Below are 20,515 nucleotides of genomic sequence, written 5' to 3' on the forward strand. Positions count from 1 at the left end.
AGGTCGTTAGATGAGACTTAAGAAATACAATAAAAGTATTGGGATGTTGTCATTAATTGCCTCCACTGTAATGCTCAGTGGTTGCAATATGGTATTGATGAACCCCAAAGGAGCAATTGGTGTTGAGCAACGGACACTGATTATCACTGCAATCGCGCTGATGCTGATCGTGGTGATACCGGTTATCTTTATGGCGTTCGCCTTTGCCTGGAAGTACCGTGCTTCCAACAAAGACGCCAAATACAGTCCGAACTGGTCACATTCCAACAAGATCGAAGCGGTCGTCTGGACCATTCCTATCATTATCATCGCCATCCTTGGCACCATTACCTGGAAGACTACCCACGAACTTGATCCGTTCAAGCCGATTGTCACTGACAAGAAGCCGATGACGATCGAAGTGGTGTCGCTCGACTGGAAATGGCTGTTTATCTACCCGGAACAAGGCATCGCGACGGTTAATGAGCTGGCTTTCCCGAAAGATGTTCCAGTCGAATTCAAGATCACCTCTAACTCGGTAATGAACTCGTTCTTTATTCCTCAGTTAGGTGGGCAGATTTATGCGATGGCCGGGATGCAGACCAAACTGCACCTGATCGGCAATGAAGCGGGCAAATACGACGGTATTTCCAGTAGCTTCAGCGGTCGCGGGTTCTCCGGCATGAAATTCACCGCTATTGTCACCCCAACCGAAGGCGACTTCGATCAGTGGGTTGCCAAGGTGAAAGAATCGTCTAATAACCTTAACGCCACCAGCGACTTTAACAAACTGGCAGAGCCGAGTGAAAACAACCCGGTCGAGTACTTCTCCAGTGTCAAACCGAATTTGTTCAAAGAAACTATTGGCAAATTCATGGGCGACATGAACATGCACAAAGGCGCAACTGCGCATGAAGGCATGGACATGAGCCAGGGTATGGACATGAGTGAGCATGCTCACGCCGGAGCCGAGGAATAATCTGATGTTGGGAAAATTAACACTTGATGCGGTTCCGTACCACGAACCGATCATCATGATCACCGTTGCTGCGATTGTTATTGGGGGCCTGGCTCTGCTGGCTCTGATAACTTATTTCGGCAAATGGAAATGGCTGTGGAGCGATTGGCTGACTTCGGTCGATCATAAAAAAATTGGTATCATGTACATCATCGTGGCAATGGTTATGCTGCTGCGTGGTTTCGCCGATGCCATCATGATGCGTAGCCAGCAGGCGCTTGCGTCCGCCGGCGAGGCCGGATTCCTGCCACCGCACCACTACGACCAAATCTTTACCGCTCACGGCGTAATCATGATCTTCTTCATGGCGATGCCTTTCGTGGTAGGTCTGATGAACGTCGTGGTTCCGTTGCAAATCGGCGCGCGTGACGTTGCCTTCCCGTTCCTGAACTCCCTGAGCTTCTGGTTCTTCGTGGTGGGCGTAGTGCTGATCAACATCTCTCTGGGGGTTGGTGAGTTCGCGCAGACCGGCTGGCTGGCTTATCCGCCGCTGTCGGGCAAGGAATACAGTCCTGGCGTAGGGGTCGATTACTGGATCTGGAGTCTACAGATTTCCGGTCTGGGTACCCTGTTGACCGGTGTGAACTTCTTCGCCACCATCATGAAGATGCGTGCCCCTGGCATGCCTCTGATGAAGATGCCGGTGTTCACCTGGGCAGCGCTGTGTACTAACGTCCTGATCATCGTTTCTTTCCCAATTCTGACCGTCACCATCGCGTTGCTGACCCTGGATCGCTATCTGGGCACCCATTTCTTTACCAATGATATGGGCGGCAACATGATGATGTACATCAACCTGATTTGGGCCTGGGGTCACCCAGAGGTGTATATTCTGGTGCTGCCGGTGTTCGGTGTGTTCTCCGAGGTTACCGCGACCTTCTCCAGAAAACGCCTGTTCGGCTATACCTCACTGGTATGGGCAACCATCGCGATTACCGTTCTGTCGTTCATCGTATGGCTGCACCACTTCTTTACCATGGGGTCAGGCGCGAACGTTAACGCCTTCTTCGGTATCGCCACCATGATCATTTCCATCCCTACCGGGGTGAAAATCTTCAACTGGCTGTTCACCATGTACCAGGGCCGCATTCAGCTCAACTCGGCAATGCTGTGGACCATCGGCTTCATCATCACCTTCTCTGTGGGTGGGATGACCGGCGTGCTGCTGGCCGTTCCGGGCGCGAACTTCGTGCTGCACAACAGCCTGTTCCTGATCGCTCACTTCCATAACGTTATCATCGGCGGTGTAGTGTTCGGTTGCTTCGCCGGCCTGACTTACTGGTTCCCTAAATCCTTCGGCTTCACGCTGAACGAGAAATGGGGCATCCGTGCGTTCTGGTTCTGGATCATCGGTTTCTTCGTTGCCTTTATGCCGCTGTATGCTCTGGGCTTTATGGGTATGACTCGTCGTATCAGCCAGAACATCAACCCTGAGTTCCACCCACTGCTGCTGGTAGCGGCTAGCGGTGCAGCTCTGATTGCCTGCGGTATTCTGTGCCAACTGATTCAGATCTTCGTCAGCGTGCGTGACCGCGAGCAGAACCGCGATCTGACCGGTGACCCATGGGGCGCGCGTACGCTGGAGTGGTCTACTTCGTCTCCACCGCCGTTCTATAACTTTGCCGTAGTGCCGCAGATTCATGACCGTGATGAATTCTGGGACATGAAAGAAAAAGGCGAAGCTTATAAGAAACCGGCTAAGTACGAGCCGATTCATATGCCGAAAAATACCGGCGCCGGTGTGATTATTGCTGGCTTCAGCCTGGTATTTGGTTTCGCGATGATCTGGGACATCTGGTGGATGGCGATCGCTGCCTTCGTAGGTATGATCGTGACCTGGATTGCCAAGAGCTTCGATGAAGATGTTGATTACTATGTGCAGGTTGATGAAATCGAGCGCATTGAGAACCAACACTATGAACAAATCAGCAAAGCAGGCGTGAAACATGTCAACTGATACTCTGACTAACCATAACGCAGCCCATGCAGAGCATGGGCACCATGACGCAGGAGAGACCAAAGTCTTCGGATTCTGGATCTACCTGATGAGCGACTGTATTTTGTTTGCGAGCTTGTTCGCGACTTATGCGGTACTGGTGAACGGGACCGCTGGCGGTCCCTCTGGCAAAGACATCTTCGATCTGAAGTTTGTCCTGGTTGAAACCTTCCTGCTGTTGTTCAGCTCCATCACCTACGGTATGGCGATGATCGGCATGAACAAAGGCAAGGTTGGCAGCGTTAATACCTGGCTGTTCCTGACCTTCCTGTTCGGTCTGGGCTTCGTAGCGATGGAAATCTATGAATTCCATCATTTGATCGCCGAAGGCTTCGGTCCGGACCGCAGCGCGTTCCTGTCCGGCTTCTTCGCACTGGTTGCTACTCACGGTCTGCACGTGTCTACCGGTCTGGTTTGGATCATCATCATGATGATTCAGGTGAGCAAGCGCGGCCTGACTTCAACCAACAAAACCCGTCTGATGTGCCTGAGCCTGTTCTGGCACTTCCTGGACGTGGTCTGGATCTGCGTATTTACCGTTGTTTACCTGCTGGGGGTTATGTCATGAGCCATTCATCCCATGAAACTTCTCACGGCGGCGCAAGCCACGGTAGCGTTAAGTCATATCTGATCGGCTTTATCCTGTCGATCATCCTGACGGTGATTCCATTTGCGATGGTGATGAGCGGCACAGCCTCTCACTCAACCATCCTGGCGGTTGTAGTCGGCATGGCGGTCATTCAGGTAATTGTTCACCTGATTTACTTCCTGCACATGAATACCTCATCGGAAGAGCGCTGGAACCTGGTGGCATTGCTGTTCACCGCTATGATCATCGGTATCGTTGTTGTGGGTTCACTCTGGATTATGTACAACCTCAACATCAATATGATGGTCAGTTAAGAGTCGAGCTGCACGTGATGATTAAGCAATACCTGCAAGTAACTAAACCAGGAATTATTTTCGGCAATTTAATTTCTGTCGTAGGGGGATTCCTGCTCGCTTCCAAAGGAAGCATCGACTATCCCCTGTTTCTCGCCACCCTGGTGGGTGTCTCGTTGGTTGTCGCTTCGGGCTGTGTGTTTAACAACTACATTGACCGCGACATCGACAAGAAAATGGAGAGAACGAAGAACCGGGTGCTGGTGAAAGGCCTGATCGCGCCGAGTGTGACCCTGGTTTATGCTACCGTTCTGGGTATTGCGGGCTTTGTGTTGCTGTATATCGGCGCCAACCCGCTGGCCATGTGGCTGGCGGTGATGGGCTTCGTGGTTTATGTCGGCGTTTACAGCCTGTACATGAAACGCCACTCGGTATACGGCACGCTGATCGGCAGCCTGTCGGGCGCTGCGCCACCGGTTATCGGTTACTGCGCGGTGACCAACGAGTTTGATGCCGGTGCGTTGATCCTGCTGGCTATCTTTAGCCTGTGGCAGATGCCGCATTCCTATGCGATTGCCATCTTCCGCTTTAAAGATTACCAGGCGGCCAACATTCCGGTTCTGCCGGTGGTCAAAGGCATTTCCGTGGCGAAGAACCACATCACGGTCTACATTCTGGCGTTTATGATTGCTACGCTGATGCTGACCCTGAGCGGCTACGCCGGCTACAAATACCTGATCGTCGCTGCGGCGGTAAGCGTATGGTGGCTGGGTATGGCGTTGCGTGGTTACAAAACCGAAAATGACAGCATCTGGGCACGCAAGCTGTTTGTGTTCTCCATTGTTGCCATCACTTCGCTGAGCGTGATGATGTCTATCGACTTCAGCGCCACGGCATCGCCAGAGACGCTGATGACCTACGTCTGGTAAGCCAAATCGTCTGTAAATGGGCCGCTTAGCGGCCCATTTTATTTGTCTCGCCGAAAAGCCGCCGAACTGTAATATCTGTTAAACAACATTCGATTTACCCCCCCTGCCCTTCACACTAAAATGACGCAGCTTTTCAGAAGCTATCCCACCAGGCGTTATCGCCGATAACCTGCTGGAATGGCTTTTAATGAGGTTTTAATGAACGACAATGCAATGACCCCGCAGGAACGACGGGCGACCTGGGGATTAGGGACGGTATTTTCACTGCGCATGCTTGGCATGTTTATGGTGCTGCCGGTTCTGACCACCTACGGTATGGCGTTAAACGGCGCCAGCGAAACGCTGATCGGTATCGCCATCGGCATCTACGGCCTGGCTCAAGCGGTGTTTCAGATCCCCTTCGGCCTGATTTCCGACCGCATCGGCCGCAAGCCGCTGATCGTCGGCGGGCTATTGATCTTTGCACTGGGTAGCGTTATCGCCGCAGTCACCGACTCCATTTGGGGCGTTATCCTGGGCCGGGCATTGCAGGGCTCCGGTGCTATCGCAGCGGCGGTGATGGCATTGCTGTCGGACCTGACCCGCGAGCAGAACCGCACCAAAGCGATGGCGTTTATCGGCGTCAGTTTCGGCATCACCTTTGCCATTGCCATGGTCGTCGGCCCGATCGTCACCCATGCTTTCGGCCTGCATGCGCTATTTTGGATGATTGCCGCGCTGGCCTTGGCCGGTATCGTGATTACTCTCGCAGTCGTGCCTTCCGCCGACAGCCACGTACTGAACCGTGAATCGAGCATCGTGCGCGGCAGCTTCAGCAAGGTGCTGAGCAACTCCCGTCTGCTGAAACTGAATTTCGGCATCATGTGTTTGCATATCCTGCTGATGTCCAGCTTCGTAGCCCTGCCGCTGGCGATGGAAAAAGCCGGCCTGGCGGCAAGCCAGCATTGGATCGTCTATTTGGTCACCATGCTGGTCTCTTTCGCCGCCGTGGTGCCTTTTATCATTTATGCCGAAATGAAACGCCGCATGAAGCAGGTGTTTATGGGGTGTGTGGCGGTTCTGTTCTGCGCCGAAGTGCTGTTGTGGTTATCCGGCGCCCACCTGTGGGGCATCATTGCCGGCGTGCAGTTGTTCTTCATGGCCTTTAACGTGATGGAAGCGATTCTGCCTTCGTTGATCAGCAAAGAATCTCCGGCCGGCTACAAAGGTACCGCTATGGGGGTTTACTCCACCAGTCAGTTTATCGGTGTGGCGATTGGCGGCAGTTTGGGTGGCTTGTTGTACGGCCTGCAAGGCGCAGGGTTGGTCTTTATCGCCGGTGCGGTTATCGCCGCAGTGTGGTTCCTGGTCAGCAGCACCATGCAAGAACCCCCGTACGTCAGCAGCCTGCGCATTACGTTGTCGGAACTGGCGGTGAAGGACTCTGCGCTGGAAAGTCGTCTGAAGGCCCAGCCTGGCGTGGCGGAAGCGATTGTAGTGCCCGAAGAGCGCAGCGCCTACGTGAAGGTCGATACCAAACAGACCAACCGTGGCCAGCTGGAAGCGCTGGTAAATTCGCTGTAACAGAAAGGGCCAGCAAGCTGGCCCTCGGTAATATCTTCGCGGAAAAGTTAATCGCGGAAGTTCTTGAACTGGAACGGTTGCCCCAGATCGGCGCCGCGCACCAGCGCCATCACCCCTTGCAGATCGTCGCGTGACTTGCCGGTAACGCGGACCTCATCGCCCTGAATTTGTGCCTGCACCTTCAGCTTGCTGTCTTTGATCAGCTTGACGATTTTCTTCGCCTGCGAGCTTTCAATACCCTGCTTCAGCTTGGCTTCCACGCTGTAGGTTTTGCCGCTGTGGGTCATTTCGTCCGGGATCTCCAGCGCGCCGCCATCGATACTGCGCTTGCTCAGTTTCTCACGCAGAATATCGAGCAGTTGCTGCACCTGGAAATCAGATTCGCTGGCGACTTTGATGCTTTCATCTTTTTCGTTCAGCTCAAAACTGGCCGGTACGTTGCGGAAATCCCAGCGAGTGCCGAGATCGCGCGTGGCGTTCTCAACGGCGTTACGCACTTCCTGCATATCAATTTCGGAAACAATGTCGAAAGATGGCATACTTCTTCCTCCTGAATTAGAGCCTAATGCGATAGGCGATTTCGATGCCGAGCATGATAACCGCTTTAGCGCTCCAGGCAAAATCTGCTGAACCTACCGGCATATAACTCGCCGGATAGCAGAAAAGTCTATAATTATACGGCAGTAAGTGAGCGGTATTCCCGTTACCCCAAGGAGACTGGATGAAAATAACTATTCTTGGTTGCGGCGCGCTCGGACAACTGTGGCTTTCCAGGCTTTATCAGCAGGGCCACGATGTACAGGGATGGCTGCGGGTGCCGCAACCCTTCTGCGCAGTGAACGTGATTGAGCCTGAGGGCATCTCGTTCAACCGTAATTTGCCCACCAACGATCCCGAACATCTGGCCCAAAGCGAACTGTTGCTGGTCACGCTGAAAGCCTGGCAGGTTTCCGGCGCCGTCAGTGCGCTGCTGCCCAGGTTGAACCCGCGTTGCGCCATTCTACTGCTGCATAATGGCATGGGCACTCAGGATGAGCTGCCGCCGAACCATCAACCGATCCTGCAGGGCACCACAACCCACGCGGCACGACACGAAGGCAGCACTATTATCCATGTTGCCGGCGGCACCACGCATATCGGCCCGACATCGCCGGCGGCGATACACCTCAGCCATCTGGCGGAAGTGTTGCATCAGGCATTGCCCGATGTGGCTTGGCACAACAACATTGCTTCAGCAAACTGGCGCAAGCTGGCAGTCAACTGCGTGATTAACCCACTGACGGCGCTGTATAACTGCCGTAATGGCGAGCTCCAACGCTACCCGGAGCAAATCGAAGCCCTGTGCCGCGAAGTCTCCAGCGTGATGGAAATGGAAGGCTACCACACCTCATGCGAAGGGCTGCGGCAGTATGTGATGGAGGTGATTCAGAGCACGGCGGATAACATCTCTTCGATGCTGCAGGATGTCCGCACCCAGCGGCATACCGAGATCGACTACATTACCGGCTACCTGCTGCGCCGCGCGCGCAGCCACGGCATGATTCTGCCGGAGAACGCCCGGCTGTTTGAATTGATTAAGCGAAAGGAAAATGAATATGAGCGTATCGGCGCTGGTCTGCCTGGCACCTGGTAGCGAAGAAACCGAAGCCGTCACCACCATCGATCTTCTGGTGCGAGCGGGCGTCAACGTCACTACCGCCAGCGTGGCCGGTGACGGTGACCTGACTATCGTCTGTTCACGCGGCGTGAAGCTGCTGGCGGATGCGCCGCTGGTGTCGATTGTGGACGATCCCTTCGATGCCATCGTGCTGCCTGGCGGCCTGAAGGGCGCCGAGTGTTTCCGCGACAGCCCGCTATTGGTAGAGAAAGTGCGTCAGATGCATCTGCAGGGCAACATCGTCGCCGCCATCTGTGCGGCGCCGGCCCTGGTATTGCAACACCACGATCTGTTCCCCATCGGCAATATGACCGGTTTCCCCGGCTTGAAAGATCAGATCCCGGCAGACAAATGGATGGAGCGGCGCGTGGTATACGATGCGCGCGTCAACCTGCTCACCAGCCAGGGGCCGGGAACATCGATGGAGTTTGCACTGAAATTGATTGATTTGTTGCTGGGTAAAGCGAAAGCGGCGGAAATCGCGGCGCAACTGGTGCTGATACCGGGCATGTACGACTTCCGCGACTAATCCCTTCATCTTTCGAACTGTAGCGTTGTTGGCTGTCCTCACCGATCCCAGTCACTTACTCAAGTAAGCTCCTGGGAATGTGTTCGGTTGCCGCCTAGCTACAGCTCGAAATCTATTGGGATTCCCCGCACAGAAACGGGGATTTAAGGGCGATAGACTTTGACGTTGGTAAACCCCTGCTCCAGCAGGTACAGCGCCTGCAGACGGCTCATCACGCCACGATCGCAGTACAGCAGATAGGTTTTGCTCTGATCCAGGTCGCCAAACTGCGTACTGAGTTTGTAGAACGGCAGCGGTTTCACCTCAACCTGCTCCAGCTTCAGCGGCTTCTCTTCCTGCTCATCGTTAGAACGGATATCCAGGATCACTTCGTCAGCGCCAAAGGCCGCCACGGTTTCTACTTCAGCAACCTGTTCCTGCGCCTGTTCGGCGATGGTACGGATATCGACATTCTTCGCTTCACTCACCACGCGATCGAGAATGGAAAAATCGAAGTGACTTTCCTCTTCTTCAATTTTTGCTTTGATCGCTTTTACCGTCGGGCTTTTCGAGATAACACCACAGTATTCCGGCATGGTCTTGGCAAAGTCTTCGGTGCCAATCTCGCGCGCCACTTTGATAATGTGCTCTTTGTCGTGTGAAATCAGCGGACGCAGGATCAGAGTATCGGACGCATTGTCGATCAAACGCAGGTTAGTCAGCGTCTGGCTGGACACCTGGCCCAGCGCCTCGCCGGTCACCAATGCTTGTACGCCATAACGTTCTGCGACTTGCGAGGCGGCGCGCACCATCATGCGTTTGAGCACCACGCCCATCTGGCCATCGTCGACCTTTTCCAGGATTTCGCCGACCACGGGTTCGAAATCGATGGCGACAAAGCGCACCTTGTGCGAACTGGCGAAACGGTTCCACAGATAATACGCCACCTGCTTGACGCCAATTTCATGTGCCGCACCACCCAGATTGAAGAAGCAGTAATGTACGCGGCAACCGCGACGCATCAACATATAGCTGGAAACGCCAGAATCGAAACCGCCGGAAATCAGCGACAACACGTCTTCCTGAGTACCCACCGGGTAACCGCCGATGCCTTCGCGGCGCGCTTTTACCAGCATCAGCTTGTCGTCTTCGATTTCCAGATTGACCGTCACCTGCGGGTGCGACAGCTTAACGCGCGCACTTTCGATGTGCTGGTTCAAACCGCCGCCGACGTAACGTTCCACGTCCTGCGAGTTGAAGTCCTGCTTGCCGCGGCGCTTGACGCGCACGCAGAAGGTTTTCCCCTCAAGCTGCTCGCGGTAAGCTTCCAGCGTTTGCTCGAAAATGTGGTGAATATCAGTGTAGCCGCGGTCTTCCACTTCCAGAATATGGTGGATACCGGGAATGCGCGTCAGCGCGTCCGCTATCACCGGCCGCTGGTTTTCATCTTTGGCGCGAACTTCGATATGATCCCAATGACGGACAACCGCCAGCGTTTCATCATACTGCTTCAGGACGTTGCGGATATTGGTCGAGAGAATCTTGATGAAGCGCAAACGCACAGATTGACTCTTGATGGTGATTTCCGGGAACAATTTAATGATAAACTTCATGGCGGTCTTTATTGTCAGAATTACGAGGGAAAAGGATTTACAATGTATATGCGATTGATAAAACCAACGGCACTGCCGAATGTTTTATCAATCGCATTTGCGGCGCGGAGTATATCACTATCTGGTGAGGCTCGGTGCACAAAACCACACATGCGCGCCATGATTTGCTAATCAAGATCCGCTAGGATAGGCTCTGGCGCCACTGTTCACATGATGATGTAAAAAGAAAATTATGCCGAAAAAACCTGCACAATCAGACAGTACAGAGCAAAGCATCAGCTTTGAAAGTTCCCTCAGCGAACTGGAAAACATCGTGACGCGTCTGGAATCGGGTGAGTTACCGTTGGAAGATGCGCTGAATGAATTCGAACGCGGCGTGCAACTGGCGCGTCAGGGCCAACAAAAACTGCAACAGGCCGAGCAGCGCGTGCAAATTTTACTTAACGACAGCGCCGATGACGCCGCGCTGGCGCCTTTCACCCCGGATGCAGAGTAATCGTCATGTCTGAGATCGTCCAACAGACCGCTTTTTCTGAGCAGTTACAGGCTTTTCGCCAACGGGCCGACCGCACGCTGCTGGATTTTATCGCACCGCTGCCGTTCAACGACGGCAACATGGTGGCCGCAATGCGTCATGGCGCGCTGCTGGGCGGTAAACGTCTTCGCCCGTTCCTGGTGTATACCACCGGGCAAATGTTTGGCGTTTCACTGAATAATTTGGATGTACCGGCCGCTGCGGTAGAATGCATCCATGCCTATTCGTTGATCCATGACGATCTGCCGGCAATGGACGATGATGACCTGCGTCGCGGTCAGCCGACCTGCCATATCAAATTTGGTGAAGCCAGCGCGATCCTGGCGGGTGATGCGCTGCAGACACTGGCATTTTCCATTCTGGCCGATGCCGACATGCCCGACGTGGCGCTGCGCGATCGGCTGGCGATGGTGTCCGAACTGGCGACCGCCAGCGGCGTGGCCGGCATGTGCGGCGGCCAGTCGTTGGATCTCGAAGCTGAAGGGCGGCAAATCGATCTGCCTGCGCTGGAGCAAATCCACCGCCACAAAACCGGCGCGTTAATCCGCGCGGCGGTTCGCCTCGGGGCTCTGGCTGCCGGTGAGCCTGGCCGTGCAGCGCTGCCGCAGCTTGACCGTTACGCCGCAGCGATCGGCCTGGCGTTTCAGGTGCAGGATGACATTTTGGACGTTGTCGGCGAAACCGAGAAAATCGGTAAACGTCAGGGAGCGGACCAGCAACACGGAAAGAGCACCTATCCAGCTTTGCTCGGGCTTGACAGCGCGAAAGCAAAAGCGTGGGATCTCTATCAGGAAGCTTTAGCTGCATTAGACACTTTGGCAGCGCAATCTTATAACACAGCGCCATTGCGAGCGTTAGCCAGCTTCATTATTGAACGCGACAATTAACGTGTGACGTTAACTCCTCTGATATGAGTATCGAATGAGTCTTGATATAGCCAAATACCCGACCTTGGCGCTAGCGGAAAATCCTGATGAACTCCGTTTGCTGCCAAAAGAGAGCCTGCCGAAGCTGTGTGACGAACTGCGGCAATACCTGCTGGACAGCGTCAGCCGCTCCAGCGGCCACTTTGCGTCCGGGCTGGGTACCGTCGAACTGACGGTAGCATTGCACTATGTTTACAATACACCGTTCGATCATCTGGTATGGGACGTTGGTCACCAGGCCTACCCGCATAAAATTCTGACCGGCCGTCGCGACAAGATTTCCACCATCCGTCAAAAAAATGGCCTGCACCCTTTTCCCTGGCGCGCTGAGAGTGAATATGACGTGCTGTCGGTTGGCCACTCGTCTACCTCGATCAGTGCCGGCCTCGGCATGGCGGTCGCGGCGGAACGTGAAGGAAAAAATCGCCGCACGGTCTGCGTGATTGGCGATGGCGCGATCACCGCCGGCATGGCGTTTGAAGCCATGAACCACGCTGGGGACATCAACCCGGATATGCTGGTGGTATTGAACGATAACGAAATGTCGATCTCCGAAAACGTCGGTGCCCTGAACAATCATCTGGCGCAGCTGCTTTCCGGCAAGCTCTATTCCACCCTGCGCGAAGGCAGCAAAAAAGTGCTGTCCGGCCTGCCACCGATCAAAGAGCTGGTCAAACGCACCGAAGAACACCTGAAAGGCATGGTGGTACCGGGTACGTTGTTCGAAGAACTGGGCTTTAACTACATCGGCCCGGTTGATGGCCACGATGTCCAGGGGCTGGTCGCCACGCTGAAAAACATGCGTGACTTGAAAGGCCCGCAGTTGCTGCACATCATGACCAAAAAAGGCCGCGGTTACGCACCGGCGGAAAAAGATCCGATCAGCTTCCACGCAGTGCCGAAGTTCGATCCCGCCAGCGGCACGCTGCCGAAGAGCGCCGGCGGTCTGCCGAGCTATTCGAAAATCTTTGGCGACTGGCTGTGTGAAACCGCCGCCAAAGACAGCTCGTTGATGGCCATTACCCCGGCTATGCGCGAAGGCTCCGGTATGGTGCAATTCTCCCGCGACTATCCGCAGCAATATTTCGACGTGGCGATCGCCGAGCAACACGCGGTCACCTTTGCCGCCGGTCTGGCGATTGGCGGCTACAAGCCGGTGGTGGCGATTTACTCCACCTTCCTGCAGCGGGCTTACGATCAACTGATCCACGACGTGGCAATCCAAAAACTGCCGGTGATGTTTGCCATCGATCGCGGCGGCATCGTCGGTGCCGACGGCCAGACTCACCAGGGAGCGTTCGATCTGTCGTTCATGCGCTGTATCCCGACCATGGTGATCATGACGCCGAGTGACGAAAACGAGTGCCGCCAGATGCTGTACACCGGCTATCACTATAACGAAGGCCCAAGCGCCGTCCGTTATCCGCGGGGTAACGGCACCGGTGCGCCGCTGGAACCGCTTGGCGCGTTGCCGATCGGCAAAGGTGTGGTGCGCCGGGAAGGTGAAAAGGTCGCGATTCTGAACTTCGGCACCCTGCTGCCGGAAGCGGCTCAGGTGGCTGAAGCCCTCAATGCCACGCTGGTGGATATGCGTTTCGTGAAACCGCTGGACGAACAACTGGTGCTGGAACTGGCTGCCAGCCACGAGGTGCTGGTCACGCTGGAAGAGAATGCCATTATGGGCGGCGCCGGCAGTGGCGTGAACGAACTGCTGATGGCCAAACGCCGGGCAGTGCCGGTACTGAATATCGGCCTGCCGGACAGCTTTGTATCACAAGGCAGCCAGGAAGAGGTCCGCGTCGATCTGGGCCTGGATGCCGCCGGCATACGGCGACAGATCGACGCCTGGTTGGCACAATAATCCCCGCGCCTGATTGACCGACGCCTCCGCTTTGCGGGGGCGTTTTCGTCTCGGCCATTCCGATAATCCACTACAGTTATAGATCTGTGCTGACATCTGGAGGCAAGCATGAAGTATCTGAAACTGGGCAACACCGATCTGAACGTCTCGCGCATCTGCCTGGGTTGTATGACCTACGGTGAACCCGACCGCGGCAACCACGCCTGGACGTTGCCGGAAGAAAGCAGCCGCCCGCTACTGAAACAGGCACTGGACGCCGGCATCAATTTCTTTGACACCGCCAACAGCTACTCAGACGGCAGCAGCGAGGAGATCGTCGGCCGGGCACTGCGGGATTACGCGCGCCGTGATGAAGTGGTGATCGCCACCAAAGTCTATTTCCCCCTGAGTAATCTGGAACGCGGGCTGTCGCGCGCCAAAATCATGCAGTCTATCGACGACAGTCTGAAACGATTGGGCACCGACTATGTCGATCTGCTGCAAATCCACCGTTGGGATTATGAAACGCCCATTGAAGAAACGCTGGAAGCGCTGCATGACGTGGTCAGGGCCGGTAAAGCGCGCTATATAGGCGCGTCGTCGATGTATGCCTGGCAGTTCGCCAAAGCGTTGTACACCGCCGATCTGCATGGCTGGACGCGGTTTGTCAGCATGCAGGATCAGTACAACCTGATTCAACGTGAGGAAGAGCGCGAAATGCATCCGCTGTGCGCCGCCGAAGGCATCGCGGTGCTGCCGTGGAGCCCGCTGGCACGCGGTCGTCTGACTCGCCCCTGGGGTGAAACCACCGCACGGCTGGTGTCCGATCAGGTCGGCAAAAATCTGTATGACGAAACCGAAGGTATCGATGGCATTATCGCCGAACGCGTCGCCACCCTTGCACAAGAACACGGTGTATCGCGCGCGCAGGTTGCGCTGGCCTGGCTGTTGAGCAAACCGGTGGTCAGTGCTCCTATTATCGGCGCATCGCGCCACGAACACCTGGAAGACGCCGTGGCCGCCGTCGATCTGACGTTAACGCCGGAAGAGATTGCCGAGCTGGAAACGGCCTATGTGCCGCATCACGTGACGGGGTTTGAATAACGCGGAGGTTTCAAGGGCGCAGCAGTGTTGCACTGCGCCCCCGCAATCAAAACAGCCCAAGCGGCCAGTGGTGGCCAATCAGATAGATGATGCCGGCCGAAAGCACCCCGGCGACGATATCGTCGACCATGATGCCCATACCGCCATGCACGTTACGATCGAACCAGCGGATCGGCCAGGGTTTCCACATGTCGAGAACGCGGAAAATCACAAAGCCCAGAGCTACCCACTGCCAATCGTTGACCGGCAACGCCATCAGCGTGATCCACATGCCGACAAACTCGTCCCAGACGATGCTGCCGTGATCGTGTACCCGCATGTCTTTGGCCGTCTGATGGCACAAATAAACGCCGATACAGATGCTGAACATCACCAGCAGCGAATAGAGCTGCCACGGCAGTTGGATCAGCAACAACCAGAACGGAATAGCCGCCAGCGACCCCATGGTGCCCGGTATCACCGGTGACAGGCCACTGCCGAAACCGGTGGCCAGCAGGTGCCACGGATTGCTCATCCGCAGACGGCGTTTAGCTTCATCCATGTTACGCCTGCTCCGCGCTGAAATGATCGAAGCCCTTCCAGGACAGCTCCACCGCTTCATCGTTGCGGTAGAATTTAATGCCTTCGGAAAGCGGGCCAATCTGGCCAATACAGGTGTAATCCGCGCCCAGATGGCTCAGTGCCACTTCCAGCGCGCCACGGTTGATTTCCGGCACCGTAAAGCACAGTTCGTAATCTTCACCGCCGGTCAGCGCCCAGCGCAGCGCCTGTTCAGCATCCGCGTGGCTGCTCAATACCTGCGACAGCGGCAGCTCATCCAGATCGATGCGCGCCCCGCACTCGGAGGCTTTCAGCACGTGCTTCAGATCGGAGATCAACCCGTCGGAAATATCAATCGCCGAGCTGGCTAAATCACGCAGCGCCTGCCCCTGCAACACTCGCGGCTGCGGCCGCAGATGGCGGCCTATCAGGTAATCGCGTGCGTCGGCATCCGCTACCTGCAGGCGATTTTGCAAGATCGCAAGGCCGGCGGCGCTGTCGCCCAACGTACCGGTAGCGTAAATCCAATCGCCGATGCGCGCACCGCTGCGGGTCAACGCCCGGCCGGCCGGGATCAAGCCATGAATGGTTAACGTCATGCTCAACGGGCCGCGCGTGGTGTCGCCGCCGATCAACTGCATGCCATAATAATTAAGCTGTTCGAACAGGCTGTCGCTGAACGCCTTCAGCCAGGGCTCATTCACATCAGGCAAGGTTAACGCCAGTGAAAGCCAGGCCGGATCGGCGCCCATTGCCGCCAGATCGCTCAGGTTGACCGCCAGTGCTTTGTAGCCGAGATCGGCCGGATCGATATCCGGCAGGAAGTGAACGCCCGAAACCAGGGTGTCGGTACTGACGGCCAAAAGCTGTTTTTCTGCCACTGTCAGGAGTGCGCAGTCATCTCCAATGCCCAACTGTACGTCCCGGCGCAGACTCTTAAACCGGTCAAAATAGCGGGCAATGAGGTCAAATTCGCCGCATGCCATGGTTGATATTCCAATAGAAGAAATTAAGGCCGGAGATGCCGGCCTTAATTTTTTATTTTTTCTTGCGGATGCTTGGTGCTGCTTTATCCAGCACGCCATTCACAAACTTGTGGCTGTCTTCGGCGCCGAAGGTTTTCGCCAGTTCGATCGCTTCGTTGATAGCCACTTTGTAAGGCACATCCTCACGCATTTTCAGCTCAAACAGAGCAATACGCAGGACGGCTCTTTCTACCTGGCCCAGCTCTTCGAGCTGACGCGACAGGAAAGGTGCCATCAGGCCATCCAGCAGACCCGCATTCACCGCCACGCCGGACAGCAGCTCCCGAAAATAGGCGATGTCCACATCTTTGACATCTTGCTCCGTCAGGAACTGGTGTTCAACATCGGCAATGTCATTTTTAGACAACTGCCAAGAGTAAAGCGCTTGAACAGCGCACTCACGAGCGCGGCGACGAGCAGCAGGTTTCACGGAATTCCCCTTAACTAAATTCAGGCTTTAATAGCTTTGATAACATTAATCATTTCAAGTGCGGTCAGAGCAGCTTCAGCACCCTTGTTGCCCGCTTTGGTGCCGGCACGCTCGATAGCCTGTTCAATGCTTTCGGTGGTCAGCACGCCAAAGGCAACCGGGATTTCAGCGTTCAGCGAAACATTGCCGATGCCGGAACTGGCTTCGCCCGCTACATATTCGAAGTGCGCGGTGCCCCCACGGATAACGGTGCCCAACGCGATAATCGCATCGTATTTGCCGCTGTTGGCCAGCACGCGAGCAGTCAGCGGCAGCTCGTAAGCGCCCGGGACCCAGACAACGGTGATGTTGTCGTCAGCAACCTGACCAATGCGCTTCAGTGCGTCGATGGCACCTTGCAGCAGGCTGTCGTTGATGAAATTGTTAAAACGTGCAATTGCGATCGCCACACGGGCATTTGGAGTAGCAACAACACCTTCGATAACTTTCATGGGCTTTCCTTAAAAATGGGTTCAATACCCCGCAGGGGGGCGGATTCTATCACATTCTTTATCTACCTGCGCGGCGGTTTTGTAAAACGCCAATCAGACCGGCAAGCGGACGTTATATTCAGTATTTCGGCTTCAGCCGCAAGCGCAGATCGGGGCCGATCTGCCGCACTTCGCTGAAGACAAATTCCGGCGCATCAGCCAGGCGTTCAAGACCCGGCAACTGGCACAGGCCGCGCCCATTATCACCCATGAGTTTTGGCGCGATGTACAAAATGAGCTCATCAACCAGCCCTGCCTGCAACAACGCGCCGGAAAGTGCAGCGCCGGCTTCTACCCAGATAGAATTCACCTGGCGTTTCGCCAGTTGCATCATCATCACGACCAGATCGATCCCGCCGCCGTGCGCCGGAAATGTCAGTTGTTCAACATCCTGCGGCCAGCTCCGATCGTCCGATTGCAACCGAGCCAGCCAGGTCGCCCCCGGCTGCTGCACCACGCGGTGCTGCGGCGTTACGCGGTTCCGGCTGTCGAGGATAATGCGCAACGGCTGGCGCAGATGTTCACGCGGATAGAGGCTCTGCGTGGCGGCATCCAGCTCATCCCAACGCACCGTCAGTGACGGATCGTCGGCCAACACGGTGGCGCTGGTGCTCAGGATGGCGGCGCTTTGCGCTCGCAGACGCTGCACGTCCTGCCGCGCCTGCGGTGAGGTGATCCACTGGCTCTCGCCGGAAGCCATTGCCGTGCGACCATCGAGCGAGGCGCCCAGCTTCAGTTGCACATAAGGAAAACCGGTGCGCATGCGTTTGAGAAAACCCGGATTCACCGCTTCAGCTTCGGCCAGCATCAGGCCGTGACGCACGTCTATACCCGCCTGTTGCAGCTTGTACAGGCCACGACCGGCAACCTCTGGGTTGGGATCCTGCATCGCCGCAACCACGCGGGCAACGCCGGCGGCGACCAACGCATCAGCACAAGGCGGCGTGCGCCCGTGATGGCTGCATGGCTCCAGCGTGACATAAGCGGTGGCACCACGCGCCCGCTCGCCCGCCATGCGCAAAGCATGCACTTCCGCATGAGGTTCGCCGGCGCGCAGGTGATAACCCTCGCCGACGATTTCGCCGTCACGCACGATAACGCAGCCGACGTTCGGGTTGGGTGCGGTAGTAAAACGCCCCAGTCGCGCCAACTCAAAGGCGCGCGCCATATAAAACTCGTCGTTATACATGTAACCCCTTAGTCCTGCAGCCGGGCGATTTCTTCGCCGAATTCGCGAATATCTTCAAAGCTGCGGTAAACCGAGGCAAAACGAATATAGGCCACTTTATCCAGCTTTTTCAGCGCGTCCATCACCAGGTTGCCGACCAGCTTGGTAGGCACTTCGCGTTCACCGGTGGCGCGCAACTGGGATTTGATGTGGTTAATCGCATTTTCCACGTCGTCGGAGCTGACCGGGCGTTTTTCCAACGCTTTCAACATACCGCGACGCAGTTTGTCTTCGTTGAACGGCTCACGCACTTCGTCGCTTTTTATTACCCGTGGCATCACCAGCTCAGCCACTTCAAAAGTGGTGAAACGTTCATTACAAACCAAACACTGACGGCGACGGCGCACCTGAGAACCATCACCCACCAGGCGGGAATCAATGACTTTGGTATCAACGGCGGCGCAGAAAGGGCAATGCATAACACGTCCTGATAAACGTTTTCATAGTTAAGAACAGTTTAACCCGAAGTGCGGTCACAACAAAGGCCGTCGACCATTTGTTGCGAGCCGCGATACCGAATGGCGCTAAAACAGCGGCGCGCATGACTTTCCTCGCCGGGCGGGCTAAGCTGATAACAGGAGATATTGAATAGGAAATCGCCGCCATGCCAACCCCTTATCCGAAAGTTTTCCTGCTCAGCGCGCTTGTTCTGCTGGCGGGCTGCGCACAAACTCACGAGGTGCCGAAGCTCCGCCATCAGGTGGTTGAACTGAATCAGAAATTAAGCACCCTGACCAATCAGGCCACGGCGCTGGAACAGCAGAACCAGCTGAATCAGAACTCCACCAGCGGCGTCTACCTGCTGCCTGCGGCCAATAACGCCGCGCGCCTGCAAAGCAGCATCGGCGAACTGAGCGTGTCGCTCAGCCACGTAAAAACCGAAGCCAATGGCACCCAGGCATTGCTGCACGTTCGTACCGTCTCACAGGCTTCGCTGCCGGCATTTAAAGCGGTGGTGGAATGGGGGCAACTGGATGCCGCCACCGGCAAACCGCTAACCGCCGACTCGCTGTCACAACCGGTCGCCAGTGCAGACTCGCTGTTGCCGAAGCCTGAGCAGAACTTTGAACTGCGCTTTAGCGGCCTGACGCCCGAGCAACTGGGCTTTGTACGGCTGCACAGCATCGTTCCGACCGCCCAGCCGGCGGTGGTTCAGCAACACTGATCCGCGATCCCTCGCCGCAGGCAAAAAAAAGGAGCGCCAAACGGCACTCCTTTTTTATTTCACTGAAAACGCAGCGTATTAAGGCAGAATCGAAGGCTGATCTGCGCCCTCTTTTTCCACTTTCTGTTGCAGCATGTGCTCGCGTTTCATACCCAGTTTCAACGCCAGCGCGGACGCCACGTAGATAGAGGATACGGTACCGATAGACACGCCGATCAGCATCGCCAACGAGAAGCCCTGCAGCATGGCGCCACCGAAGATGTACAGCATCAGCACCACCATCAAGGTGGTACCGGAGGTCATCAATGTACGGCTCAGCGTTTGGGTCAACGACACGTTCATGATTTCGTAAGGCGTTCCGCGGCGGATCTTGCGGAAATTCTCACGAATACGGTCGGAAACCACGATACTGTCGTTCAGCGAGTAACCGATAACCGACATCAATGATGCGACAATGGTCAGGTCAATCTCGATATGGAACAGCGACAGCACGCCCATAGTGATGATCACGTCGTGCGCCAGCGCAATAACCGCCCCCAGCGCGAGGCGCCATTCGAAGCGGAAACCGACGTAGATCAGGATACAGATCAACGCCACCAGCAACGCCATGCCGCCGGTCTGCGCCAGTTCGCTGCCCACGCTCGGGCCGACGAACTCGATACGCTTCACGGTGGCGTTTTTATCCACCGCGTCGTTGATCACGCCGATCACTTTATTGCCCAGTTCCTGGCCTGCAGTGCCGGTCGCCGGTGGCATACGCACCATCACGTCACGGCTGCTGCCAAAGTTCTGAATAATCGGGTCCTGGAACCCGGCTTTTTCCAGCGTATCGCGCATCAGATCGAGGTTAGCCGGCTTTTCCAGGCTGATTTCAATTACCGTACCGCCGGTAAAATCCAGACCCCAGTTAAACCCGCGTACCGACATGGTGGCGATTGACGCGACCAACAGCAGCAATGAGATGCCGAAGGCCACGTAATCCCAGCGCATAAAGTCATAGACTTTACGGCCGTAGTTGAGTTGTTCAACAGTATAATCCTGTGCCAC

At 55.8% G+C, this 20,515-nt stretch carries 22 protein-coding genes; 13 read left to right on the forward strand and 9 right to left on the reverse strand.

What is annotated here, in order from left to right; genetic code table 11:
• The first annotated feature begins 10 nt into the window (after window positions 1-10).
• The 6 genes from cyoA to QZQ97_RS12765 all read left to right on the forward strand — a co-directional run bounded on the left by cyoA (window position 11) and on the right by QZQ97_RS12765 (window position 6,367).
• Window positions 11-958, forward strand: a complete 948-nt coding sequence (gene cyoA / locus QZQ97_RS12740; RefSeq protein WP_006319783.1) for a cytochrome o ubiquinol oxidase subunit II — start codon at window positions 11-13, stop codon at window positions 956-958.
• Window positions 959-962: 4 nt separating this feature from the next.
• Window positions 963-2,954 (forward strand): cytochrome o ubiquinol oxidase subunit I, encoded by a 1,992-nt coding sequence (gene cyoB, locus QZQ97_RS12745; protein ID WP_013811740.1) that lies wholly within the window; start codon window positions 963-965, stop codon window positions 2,952-2,954.
• Window positions 2,944-3,561, forward strand: a complete 618-nt coding sequence (locus QZQ97_RS12750; protein WP_006319781.1) for a cytochrome o ubiquinol oxidase subunit III — start codon at window positions 2,944-2,946, stop codon at window positions 3,559-3,561. Before cyoB ends, QZQ97_RS12750 begins: the two co-directional genes overlap by 11 nt.
• Complete coding sequence (locus tag QZQ97_RS12755; RefSeq protein ID WP_004949284.1) at window positions 3,558-3,896, forward strand: cytochrome o ubiquinol oxidase subunit IV; 339 nt, start codon at window positions 3,558-3,560, stop codon at window positions 3,894-3,896. The genes QZQ97_RS12750 and QZQ97_RS12755 overlap by 4 nt, the downstream gene beginning before the upstream one ends.
• 17 nt (window positions 3,897-3,913) lie before the next feature.
• Entirely contained in the window at window positions 3,914-4,804 is an 891-nt protein-coding gene (gene cyoE, locus QZQ97_RS12760) for a heme o synthase (RefSeq protein WP_004949283.1), read from the forward strand.
• Between the two features lie 198 nt (window positions 4,805-5,002).
• Complete coding sequence (locus tag QZQ97_RS12765; RefSeq protein WP_311993697.1) at window positions 5,003-6,367, forward strand: MFS transporter; 1,365 nt, start codon at window positions 5,003-5,005, stop codon at window positions 6,365-6,367.
• A gap of 47 nt (window positions 6,368-6,414) precedes the next feature.
• Here QZQ97_RS12765 and QZQ97_RS12770 read toward each other — a convergent pair whose 3' ends face one another.
• Window positions 6,415-6,906 (reverse strand): YajQ family cyclic di-GMP-binding protein, encoded by a 492-nt coding sequence (locus QZQ97_RS12770; protein WP_311993698.1) that lies wholly within the window; start codon window positions 6,904-6,906, stop codon window positions 6,415-6,417.
• A gap of 182 nt (window positions 6,907-7,088) precedes the next feature.
• On the opposite strand from QZQ97_RS12770, the gene panE reads away from it, so the two are divergent.
• Both panE and yajL read left to right on the forward strand, forming a co-directional pair.
• Complete coding sequence (panE, locus tag QZQ97_RS12775; protein ID WP_311993699.1) at window positions 7,089-8,000, forward strand: 2-dehydropantoate 2-reductase; 912 nt, start codon at window positions 7,089-7,091, stop codon at window positions 7,998-8,000.
• Entirely contained in the window at window positions 7,963-8,553 is a 591-nt protein-coding gene (gene yajL / locus QZQ97_RS12780; RefSeq protein ID WP_126480670.1) for a protein deglycase YajL, read from the forward strand. The genes panE and yajL overlap by 38 nt, the downstream gene beginning before the upstream one ends.
• A 143-nt stretch (window positions 8,554-8,696) precedes the next feature.
• Here the strand turns inward: yajL and thiI are convergent, their stop codons facing one another.
• On the reverse strand, window positions 8,697-10,145 hold the full coding sequence (gene thiI / locus QZQ97_RS12785) for a tRNA uracil 4-sulfurtransferase ThiI (RefSeq protein WP_311993700.1): 1,449 nt from the start codon (window positions 10,143-10,145) through the stop codon (window positions 8,697-8,699).
• Between the two features lie 232 nt (window positions 10,146-10,377).
• Between thiI and xseB the strand changes: the two genes are divergently transcribed.
• The 4 genes from xseB (at window position 10,378) to QZQ97_RS12805 (ending at window position 14,550) form a co-directional block, all read left to right on the forward strand.
• Window positions 10,378-10,641 (forward strand): exodeoxyribonuclease VII small subunit, encoded by a 264-nt coding sequence (gene xseB / locus QZQ97_RS12790; protein WP_004949276.1) that lies wholly within the window; start codon window positions 10,378-10,380, stop codon window positions 10,639-10,641.
• Between the two features lie 5 nt (window positions 10,642-10,646).
• The gene (gene ispA, locus QZQ97_RS12795; protein WP_311993701.1) at window positions 10,647-11,567 is read left to right on the forward strand and encodes a (2E,6E)-farnesyl diphosphate synthase; all 921 of its coding nucleotides are present in this window, start codon (window positions 10,647-10,649) and stop codon (window positions 11,565-11,567) included.
• Window positions 11,568-11,601: 34 nt separating this feature from the next.
• A complete protein-coding gene (gene dxs, locus QZQ97_RS12800; protein ID WP_311993702.1) occupies window positions 11,602-13,467 on the forward strand; it encodes a 1-deoxy-D-xylulose-5-phosphate synthase in 1,866 nt (621 codons plus the stop codon).
• 108 nt (window positions 13,468-13,575) lie between these two features.
• Entirely contained in the window at window positions 13,576-14,550 is a 975-nt protein-coding gene (locus QZQ97_RS12805) for an aldo/keto reductase (RefSeq protein WP_311993703.1), read from the forward strand.
• A 46-nt stretch (window positions 14,551-14,596) separates the two neighbouring features.
• Here QZQ97_RS12805 and pgpA read toward each other — a convergent pair whose 3' ends face one another.
• The 6 genes from pgpA to nrdR all read right to left on the reverse strand — a co-directional run bounded on the left by pgpA (window position 14,597) and on the right by nrdR (window position 18,722).
• Entirely contained in the window at window positions 14,597-15,151 is a 555-nt protein-coding gene (pgpA, locus tag QZQ97_RS12810; protein ID WP_311993704.1) for a phosphatidylglycerophosphatase A, read from the reverse strand.
• A complete protein-coding gene (thiL, locus tag QZQ97_RS12815) occupies window positions 15,093-16,076 on the reverse strand; it encodes a thiamine-phosphate kinase (protein WP_311993705.1) in 984 nt (327 codons plus the stop codon). The genes pgpA and thiL overlap by 59 nt, the downstream gene beginning before the upstream one ends.
• 52 nt (window positions 16,077-16,128) lie before the next feature.
• The gene (gene nusB, locus QZQ97_RS12820) at window positions 16,129-16,545 is read right to left on the reverse strand and encodes a transcription antitermination factor NusB (protein ID WP_006319758.1); all 417 of its coding nucleotides are present in this window, start codon (window positions 16,543-16,545) and stop codon (window positions 16,129-16,131) included.
• Between the two features lie 20 nt (window positions 16,546-16,565).
• Window positions 16,566-17,036 (reverse strand): 6,7-dimethyl-8-ribityllumazine synthase, encoded by a 471-nt coding sequence (ribH, locus tag QZQ97_RS12825; RefSeq protein WP_311993706.1) that lies wholly within the window; start codon window positions 17,034-17,036, stop codon window positions 16,566-16,568.
• Window positions 17,037-17,154: 118 nt separating this feature from the next.
• Window positions 17,155-18,264 (reverse strand): bifunctional diaminohydroxyphosphoribosylaminopyrimidine deaminase/5-amino-6-(5-phosphoribosylamino)uracil reductase RibD, encoded by a 1,110-nt coding sequence (gene ribD / locus QZQ97_RS12830; RefSeq protein WP_311993707.1) that lies wholly within the window; start codon window positions 18,262-18,264, stop codon window positions 17,155-17,157.
• Window positions 18,265-18,272: 8 nt separating this feature from the next.
• Window positions 18,273-18,722, reverse strand: coding sequence for a transcriptional regulator NrdR (gene nrdR / locus QZQ97_RS12835; protein ID WP_004949256.1), 450 nt, complete (start codon window positions 18,720-18,722; stop codon window positions 18,273-18,275).
• Window positions 18,723-18,907: 185 nt separating this feature from the next.
• Between nrdR and QZQ97_RS12840 the strand changes: the two genes are divergently transcribed.
• On the forward strand, window positions 18,908-19,468 hold the full coding sequence (locus tag QZQ97_RS12840; RefSeq protein WP_311993708.1) for a DUF3251 domain-containing protein: 561 nt from the start codon (window positions 18,908-18,910) through the stop codon (window positions 19,466-19,468).
• A gap of 78 nt (window positions 19,469-19,546) precedes the next feature.
• Here the strand turns inward: QZQ97_RS12840 and secF are convergent, their stop codons facing one another.
• Window positions 19,547-20,515 carry a protein translocase subunit SecF gene (gene secF, locus QZQ97_RS12845; RefSeq protein ID WP_037432251.1) on the reverse strand — a complete coding sequence of 323 codons (969 nt, stop codon included), beginning with the start codon at window positions 20,513-20,515 and terminating at the stop codon, window positions 19,547-19,549.

It is taken from the genome of Serratia sp. root2 (assembly GCF_031931805.1).
In the GTDB taxonomy this organism is placed as follows: domain Bacteria; phylum Pseudomonadota; class Gammaproteobacteria; order Enterobacterales; family Enterobacteriaceae; genus Serratia; species Serratia inhibens.